The sequence below is a fragment of the Thermogutta sp. genome, from assembly GCF_039793925.1.
In the GTDB taxonomy this organism is placed as follows: Bacteria; Planctomycetota; Planctomycetia; order Pirellulales; family Thermoguttaceae; genus Thermogutta.
Genome location: NZ_JBAMME010000307.1, coordinates 68,212 through 76,221, shown reverse-complemented (window position 1 = coordinate 76,221; position 8,010 = coordinate 68,212). Strand labels below are relative to the sequence as shown.

General features: G+C 59.0%; 6 protein-coding genes and 1 pseudogene. 5 read left to right on the top strand and 2 right to left on the bottom strand.

Annotation, left to right across the window (positions count from 1 at the left end; genetic code table 11):
• The 5 genes and pseudogenes from ABJK56_RS16625 to ABJK56_RS16605 all read left to right on the top strand — a co-directional run.
• Positions 1-657, top strand: a pseudogene (locus ABJK56_RS16625) (hypothetical protein); the annotation flags it as partial.
• Positions 658-888: 231 nt separating this feature from the next.
• The gene (locus tag ABJK56_RS16620) at positions 889-1,917 is read left to right on the top strand and encodes an ROK family protein (protein WP_347245797.1); all 1,029 of its coding nucleotides are present in this window, start codon (positions 889-891) and stop codon (positions 1,915-1,917) included.
• A gap of 45 nt (positions 1,918-1,962) precedes the next feature.
• Complete coding sequence (gene proB, locus ABJK56_RS16615; RefSeq protein ID WP_347245796.1) at positions 1,963-3,171, top strand: glutamate 5-kinase; 1,209 nt, start codon at positions 1,963-1,965, stop codon at positions 3,169-3,171.
• 135 nt (positions 3,172-3,306) lie between these two features.
• Positions 3,307-3,765, top strand: a complete 459-nt coding sequence (locus ABJK56_RS16610; RefSeq protein WP_347245795.1) for a hypothetical protein — start codon at positions 3,307-3,309, stop codon at positions 3,763-3,765.
• A gap of 133 nt (positions 3,766-3,898) precedes the next feature.
• The gene (locus tag ABJK56_RS16605; protein WP_347245794.1) at positions 3,899-4,882 is read left to right on the top strand and encodes a DUF1559 domain-containing protein; all 984 of its coding nucleotides are present in this window, start codon (positions 3,899-3,901) and stop codon (positions 4,880-4,882) included.
• 113 nt (positions 4,883-4,995) lie between these two features.
• Here ABJK56_RS16605 and ABJK56_RS16600 read toward each other — a convergent pair whose 3' ends face one another.
• Both ABJK56_RS16600 and amrB read right to left on the bottom strand, forming a co-directional pair.
• Positions 4,996-6,198 carry a hypothetical protein gene (locus ABJK56_RS16600; RefSeq protein ID WP_347245793.1) on the bottom strand — a complete coding sequence of 401 codons (1,203 nt, stop codon included), beginning with the start codon at positions 6,196-6,198 and terminating at the stop codon, positions 4,996-4,998.
• 101 nt (positions 6,199-6,299) lie between these two features.
• Entirely contained in the window at positions 6,300-7,877 is a 1,578-nt protein-coding gene (gene amrB / locus ABJK56_RS16595) for an AmmeMemoRadiSam system protein B (protein WP_347245792.1), read from the bottom strand.
• Positions 7,878-8,010 lie beyond the last annotated feature (133 nt).

Genomic DNA, 8,010 nt, shown 5'->3' with positions numbered 1-8,010 from the left:
GGTCGCTCCGCCGGTTGGTTGGCAGCGGCTTCTGCTTTGGCTAAATCTGCGGAAGATGATGCACCGCACATCATTTTGCTCCCCGAGCGCCCCTTCGATCGCGATAAATTCCTCGCCGACGTCAAACGAGTGTATGACCGCTTCGGCTGGTGCAGCGTCGTGTGCGGAGAGGGGATTACATATCCCGATGGACGACCGGTCAGCCAGGCCACCGTCACCGACCAATTCTCTAACGTAGAGTTCGGGGCCATGGGGGGCACCAGTGCCGCGATGATGCTCCATCGCATGATCAGCCAAACTTACGGCTGGCGGGGTGAGTTCCAGGTCTGTGAATCTCTTCAAATGTGCGCGGCGGATCGGGTAAGCGAAATTGATCTTGAAGAGGCCTATGCCTGCGGAAGGGAAGCCGTTCGCCTGGCTTCCGAAGGTGTCAGCGGCATGATGGTCTCAATTCGCCGAGAATCGAATCAGCCTTATTGCTATCGACTGGACACGGTACCACTAGCCGAGGTCGCTATCAAGGCCAAACCCATGCCCGATGACTTCATCAACTCCGAAGGCAACTATGTGACGGAAGCGTTTCTCGAATATGCGCGACCCCTGGTGGGCCCCCTGCCCGAGTATGTCCGACTCAAAGGCCACAAAGTCCAGGCGTAATCCGCGAATTCAGGTCCTCGGCATCCACGCAGACTGAGCAGCAATCGAAGAAAGTCGGGCGTGCTTTGCATCCGAGCCACGCTTAGATATTCTGGGAGAATAGCCAGTGGCAAAGGTGGATGCTTCCTCAGTGGGCAATCTCGCCCGCGCAGGGTTTATTTTTAGAGATACCGCCAGGCGTTGATCGCCCGGTCTCCGGGAGTGAATGGCAACTCGACACAGGTGACAGGCATGGAACTCAAGTTGATTAGCAAACAGCAGGCCCAACCGCCGTTTTATGTGGGAGTGGACTTGGGAGGAACGAACATCAAGGCGGGCGTCACCGACGACCGTGGGCAAGTGTTATGGGTCGGTCAGGAACCCACCCTTGTTGAACGCGGGCCCGAAGATGGCGCACGCCGTATCGGCGCCCTTATCCGCCGCGCCATCCAAGAAGCGGGACTGCGACCTGAAGAAGTGGCGGGTGTCGGACTGGGCTCGCCCGGCACAATGGACATTCCCGGGGGCCGGCTCATGGTCCCCGCCAATCTCAAAGGCTGGGAATACTTCCCCATCCGCGACCGGGTTAGCGAACATTGTGGCATGCCCGTCACCTTCGCCAATGACGCCACGGCCGCCGCTTTCGGCGAGAAATGGGTGGGAGCAGGACAGCGATTCCACAGCATGATCCTTCTCACCCTGGGAACCGGAATCGGATGCGGGATCATCGTGGGCGATCTGCTCCTCGACGGAGAGCACAGCCACGGCGGTGAATACGGACACACCGTCATTGATTGCCGCCCCGATGCGCGGAGTTGCTCCTGCGGCCGGCGCGGGCACTTCGAAGCCTACGCCAGCGCCACGGCCGTGACCAAACGGGCTCAGGAAGCCCTGGCGGCCGGACGCGTCAGCATGCTCTCCCGGCGACTCGCCGAAGGGGCCAAACTAGAGCCCAAACTCATCGCCGAAACCGCCGAAGCCGGAGATGAACTCTCCCGCCAACTGATCCTCGAAACCGCCGAGTACCTCGGAATCGGCATCGTCAACCTGATGCACACCATCGACCCCAACGGAATCCTCATCGGCGGGGCCATGACGTTCGGTGGAAAAGAGAGCCGCATCGGCCGGATCTTTCTGGAACGCGTCAAACAAGAGGTCTTCCTCCGCGCTTACCCGGCCGTGGGAGATACCACCGAAATCGATTTCGCTGCACTCGGTGGCAATGCCGGATTCATCGGTGCTGCGGGTATCGCCCGACTGGAAAAACAAAAGAAAGCCTGAAGTCCAATCCGGAAAAACCATTGCCCTGGAGAAATCCATTGGGAGGTGTTAGTCGTCGTGGGGGAAAATGCTCCGCAAACGTCAACTGGCGCCAGCCCTTCCGTCCAGGTGGACCTCGTTCGCCGCGAGATCGCCACCGAAACGCACCTGCTCGTGGTCAAAGTCGGCACCCGGGTCGTTACCCACCCTGATGGCCGACTCAACGAAGAACGTATCGCCCAGCTTGCCGAGGAAATTCACGCGGTCCGGAGAACCGGACGAAAAGTCGCCCTCGTCAGCTCCGGTGCTGTGGGGGCAGGAGTGGGGCGTCTCGGCCTGCCCGGTCGTCCTGCCGACCTCGCCGATCTGCAGGCCGTCGCTGCCATCGGCCAGAGCCTCCTCATGCAGGCCTATGACGTTCATTTCCGAAAGCATGGCGACATCGTGGCCCAAATCCTCCTCACCGCCGACGTCATCGAACATCGCACCAGCTATCTCAATGCCCGCAACACCCTCCTGGCGCTGCTCAACCGTTTCGATGCGATCCCCATCATCAACGAGAACGACACCGTCGCCGTGGAAGAGCTGCGGATGACCTTCGGCGACAACGACCGCCTCGCGGCCCTCGTCACCAACCTCCTCCAGGCCGACCTCCTCGTCCTCCTTTCTGATGTCGAAGGTCTGTACACAGGCGATCCCAACGACCCCCAATCGCAACTCATTCCTTTGGTGCGCAAAATCGACGATTCGGTTTTTTCCCTGGTCCGCGACAAAAAAACCGGCCTCAGCAAAGGGGGCATGGAAAGCAAACTTCGGGCCGCCCAAATCGCCACCACCGGCGGCTCCAACGCCATCATCGCTTCCGGCAAACAACCCGGCGCATTGAAAAAAATCATTGCCGGCGAACCGGTGGGCACACTGTTTTTCGCCCAGGGGGCCACGGTGAAAGCCCGCAAACGGTGGTTCGGGCTGAGTATTCAACCCCGCGGCCGGATTATCGTGGACGCGGGAGCCCGCCAGGCTATCGAAAAACAGGGCAAAAGCCTGTTGCCTGCCGGAGTGGTTGATGTGGTGGGACAATTTCAGAAAGGCGACCTGGTTTCCCTCTGCGATTGTGACGGATGCGAATTTGCTCGGGGACTCACGAACTACTCGGCCGAAGACATCCGCCGGATCAAGGGCCTGCGTACCCGACAAATCGCTCAGGTTTTGGGATGGCTTCCCTATGAAGAAGTCGTGCACCGGGATAACCTCCTGGTGACCCGTTCCGCTTAAATTGGAGGGTTATCAGTCTCCAACCGGCACGTGTAAAGCCTGTTGAGGAAATATTAGTGTCTTAGTAAAATCAAAAGGGGTAAAAGAGCGCGGTGCAAGATCGGGATAGGGCGGCAGCGAAACGGAGCACTCGTCATGAAGGGAAGGGTCAGGCTTGTCTGGTCTATTGTCGCGGCAGGTATTGCCTTGCTTGCTGGCATCAGCCAGTCCGGCTGTTACACCAGGACGGCGAGCAAACCTCGAGAAGAGTCGACGATCAAAATTCTTGGTCTGCTCTATGGCCAATACATGGGCCAGCACATGGGAAAAGCCCCACCCAATGAACAGGCGTTTCGCGAGTTCGTTCAAAGGCAGACCGGGTTCCTCAAGCAGTTTCACATTGAGAATTCGGAGGACGTTTTCCGATCAGCACGGGACGGGGAGCCCTATGCTGTCCTGTATGGCGACCTTTCCAGGACTGGCCAGCTTTTGGGAGCCCCGGTCATCGCGTGGGAGAAGAAGGGCGTCAATGGGCGCCGTTACATTGTCAACACGCTGGGAAGTGTGAAGGAGGTGACGGAAGAAGAATTCACAAAACTGGTCCCCTCATCGTGACCTTTTCGCCTTTGGTGGCAAGGCGTCGATCGTAAGGCTGCGGCCTCAGAACAGGGGAGGTGAATGGATTTCGCGTTTTTTTCAACCGGCGGTTGTCGTTCTTAACCATCTCGGGTTGAGAGGAGGTGATCCCATGTCTCGGAGACTGCTTAAGGACCCGACGGGCTTCACCCTCGTCGAGCTGCTGGTCGTAATCGCCATCATCGGTATTTTGATTGCCCTGTTGTTACCAGCAGTTCAGGCGGCGCGGGAAGCTGCACGGAGAAGCCAGTGCAGCAACAATCTCAAACAAATTGGGCTGGCGCTGCACAATTTCCACGACGTGCGGAAAACATTTCCCACGGGAGGCACCCATCCCTGGCCACCCTATGCGGGGGAAGAAGAGTACGAATGGCGGCCGATCAATGGGGCTCCTTTCGGCCCGGACAAACAGGGGATGGGATGGATGTATCAGATTCTCGATTACATCGAGCAGTCGGCCGTCCTGCAGATCACCGATTGGAACAAAGTTCGCGAGACGGTCATTGTGACGTACAAATGCCCGTCGCGCGGCGGTATTCGCAAGCAGGGAAACCGGTTTCTCAACGATTATGCGGCTGCTGTACCCGGCACGGATTTCTGGAACGGGGAAACCTGGAACGTTCCGCAGGGGCGTCGATATCGGGGCGTCATTGTGCGAACGAACTGGCGGCAGTTTGGAACCCGTGACTGGCGTCCCGCCGATTCCACGCAACCCATCTCCATGGCCGACATTCTCGATGGAACCAGTCACACCTTCGTGGTTGGAGAAAAACGCCTCTTTACAAGGAATTGGGACTCCGGCGATTGGCACGACGACTGCGGCTGGGCTGACGGCTGGGATCCCGACACTTTGCGGTTAACGGGGTTTGGGCAGGATCACACAGGCTTTGGCCCCGACGACACCACCATTGATGGTGATGATCCCGACGCCGATAAAGACGACGATCCCGGATATCATTTTGGTGGCGCTCATCCGGGCGGAATGAATGGACTTTTTGTCGATGGGACCGTCCGCTTTATCTCGTGGACGATTGATCGCCAGATCTTTGACTGGCTCGCCGATCGCATGGACCGCAATAACACTCCCGGTTGGTAAATCACTCGGAAAGACAAAAAGCCCTACGCAACAAGTGCTGCTCTTGAATGGGCCGTCCACCAGCCAAAGCGGGTCTCACCCGGGTCTCGGGATTGCCTGTCCACGTCCCATTCTCAGTCGAAGTCCAGCCACTCTGCCGCGGAAGGAGTGTCAGATGGTCGCTGATTGTGTGGATTCTCGACTCGCGGGGGCCGCTCGCGAATGGAATCGTGGGTCGAGTCTGCGACGAGCCTGTCTCGGTATTCCGAAGCAGTTTCCCGCTGCCCTGGTTGATCGGCCGCTATCTCGTTTTTGCGCGACGCATTTCGCCAGTCACGCTGTCCCGGCACGGAACCGACCAAGAACAATTGCTTTCGGCCGACAAGCGCGACTCGCCGGGCCCGCACCAGATTGAGAAACTCCTCGCCACCCACCTGGGCGACAAACCGGCCGAGAGGCAGAGTCAATCGCTGGGGAGGAAGAATCCACAATTCGGGACGGCGCCCCAGGCCGCGCAAGCGCTTTCTGAGACTGTGAAACACTTCTTTCGAGGCACCCGGCCCCACCGGCAAGAGAGTCACCTGGACCACGCCCCACCGCAGAAGCTCGCTCCACCGCTCAGGGGGCACCCGGTCGAAACGGACTCCGAAAGCCACCACGGGGTGGAGACCATGCGACCGCAGGGCCAGCGCATCGAGAAGCCGTTCCACCGCCAGCACATGAGGTGGTCGTGCACCGGCCAGCACGTCGACCCCAAAAAGACCCAGTGCATCTTGCCAGGGATGACGGAAAAGCCAACCGGAAGTTAGCTGACGGAGCGGCCGGGCCCATATCGTGAAGAGTTCCCCAGCCGCATTGTGAATAGGGCCAATCAGGCTGTTCTCAATGCGGGGGTCTTTCAACCAGTACTCGAGCGCATACCGGTCGGTGTGTCCCGTCTTGCGGTAAACCTGAAAACATTCCTCCCGTGAACCCAGGACACCGATCGACAGCGGGCCGACGCCCTCCCAATTAACCCCAGCGCTTACCAGAAATGCCTTGGCCGCCAGAGCGAGTTCCTCCTCCTGCGCGAGCAGTTTCTGCTGGGCAAAGGCGAGCAACCATTCCGCGGCATGGAGTTTGGCGGCATCAAGCTCCCGCTCCGCCACCGCGCGTTGTTCGCCAACGCTTATTGCGGAATGGTTGATGGTAGCCGGGTGCTCACGAGGATTCTCATCCGCGGAAGAGAACTCCTTGGGATTAGCCCTCGTCGGTGCCGGGGTTGCTGATTCTTCAGAGACGGTTGTGTTGCTCTGTTTCGCAGAGTTTGGTTTCTGCCGGGGACGCCGCGGACTCATAGGGGTCTCCTCGTCATCCGTTCTTGATGCGATTCCTCGTTCTGTTCAACTGGCGCGAAAAAAACCGGAACAGAACCCCTTTCGTGCCTCGGCTTTGCCCATCAACCCGCCCCATGGGCAACCTCACCAAATTTTTCTACCTGATAGACCCAGATTTTTGCATCGGGCTGACGCCACGTCTTGCTGGGAAGTCCGGCTTTCTGGCAGAGCCGGTCGAGAAATTCTTCCGGATCGGGGAGCTCTTCCCAGACCTGGGGGAGAAAGGTAGCCCGCGCTCCCCGCCATTGAAAGATCACCCCATCCACGCCCGGTCGCAGTTTCTGAAGCAGCTCTTCAGGTGTTTTGTATTCGAGCAATTGGGGCTGAGAAAGCACGCTGATTTCCACCGTGAGATCTGCCAGTTCCCAATCTTCCAGGGGCAAAAACCGTGGATCCCGCGCGGCATTGCGGGCATTTTCCATGACGGCCAGGTACAACGGCTGATCGGCCGTCAACGTCCCGATGCAACCTCGGAGGGCGCCCCGCCGTCGCAACGTAACAAAACAGGCCCAGGGTTCGCGCAGCCGGGGCGGTACCGCCTTGCTGTCGATGACGGGTAACCGACCATCCTGCACGAATCGCCGCAACGTGGCCCACGCCAGGTCGAGCAGGAAACGTTTCTCTTCCGCAGTAAGGTTGGGAAGGTGGGCTAATTGTCCAGAATGCGATTCCACTGTCTCGCTGGCTGTGATGTCTGTTTTCTTTTCCGCCGACGCATCGGCGTCCGTTCTCTCGATCTCTTCTTCGGCTTCCAGCTTGCGTGGCGCAACACCTCCACAAAATGCCACCGCCCCGTAGCCGACCACCGCAGAACGGTCTCCGGAGGTATCCCCGCTATTGCGATAGTCGAGCAGAACAGGTTCCCACTGGTATGCCCGCGCCAAATGGAGCGCTACGAGAACTCCCGTGCTGCCGCAGGGACTCAATTCCGGCTCGTAACGAAGGCCCTCCAGGTAATCAAAGTCAAAGCTGACAATGGCGTCCAGCGTGCGGCGATCCACATCACAGGCACGCCGATAGGGCTGATAATGGGAAAGGTCGGTGCTCACCACGAGCAGCGTTTGGTCATCGAGGATGGTAGCCAGGGCCTCCGCCGCTTCGCGGGGATCCACCTTCCCAAAGACAATCGGGACAATCTCGAAATCGGACAAAACGCTCTGCAGGAAGGGGAGCTGCACCTCCAGCGAGTGTTCATACGTGTGAGGCGTGGCTCCAGCAGCATAGGCTCCCCAACCCCCTGGGGGTCTAACTCGGGCCGGTGGATCAAAGGCAAACGGCGGATGTTGGGCAAGAATGGCCGCCTTGTTGGAAAGCGGCACTTCTCCCAGGGGTGTTTGAAAGGCGTCGACATCCGGAATGGCAGCCCCCTCGAAGTAGGCATAATGGGAGGGGCCTAAAAGCACCACCGTTGCGTACTTCCTGCCGACAATCTGCTTGTATGCGACACCCGCGACCGGCCCGGAATAGGGATAACCCGCGTGTGGAACGACCAATCCCCGAAGAGCTACGTGCGCATCGACGATCAGAGGAGCATCAGCCAGATATTTCTGGATAGCGGCCGACAGGCGATCAGGGCGGCCCGGGTAGAACGTTCCGGCGACGGCGGCTGGCCGAATCCGATCGGAAAGGTGTGCGTTCACGGCAGAAGACCTGACTCCTATTCGCAAAAACCAGGCGACCGTCCATCTATAAGACCATCCGCACTCCCCAAACCGTCGCCCGTTCTGCGAACACTTTCTGGCCCCCACGCAGACGGCTCTGTTTCCCCCAGAT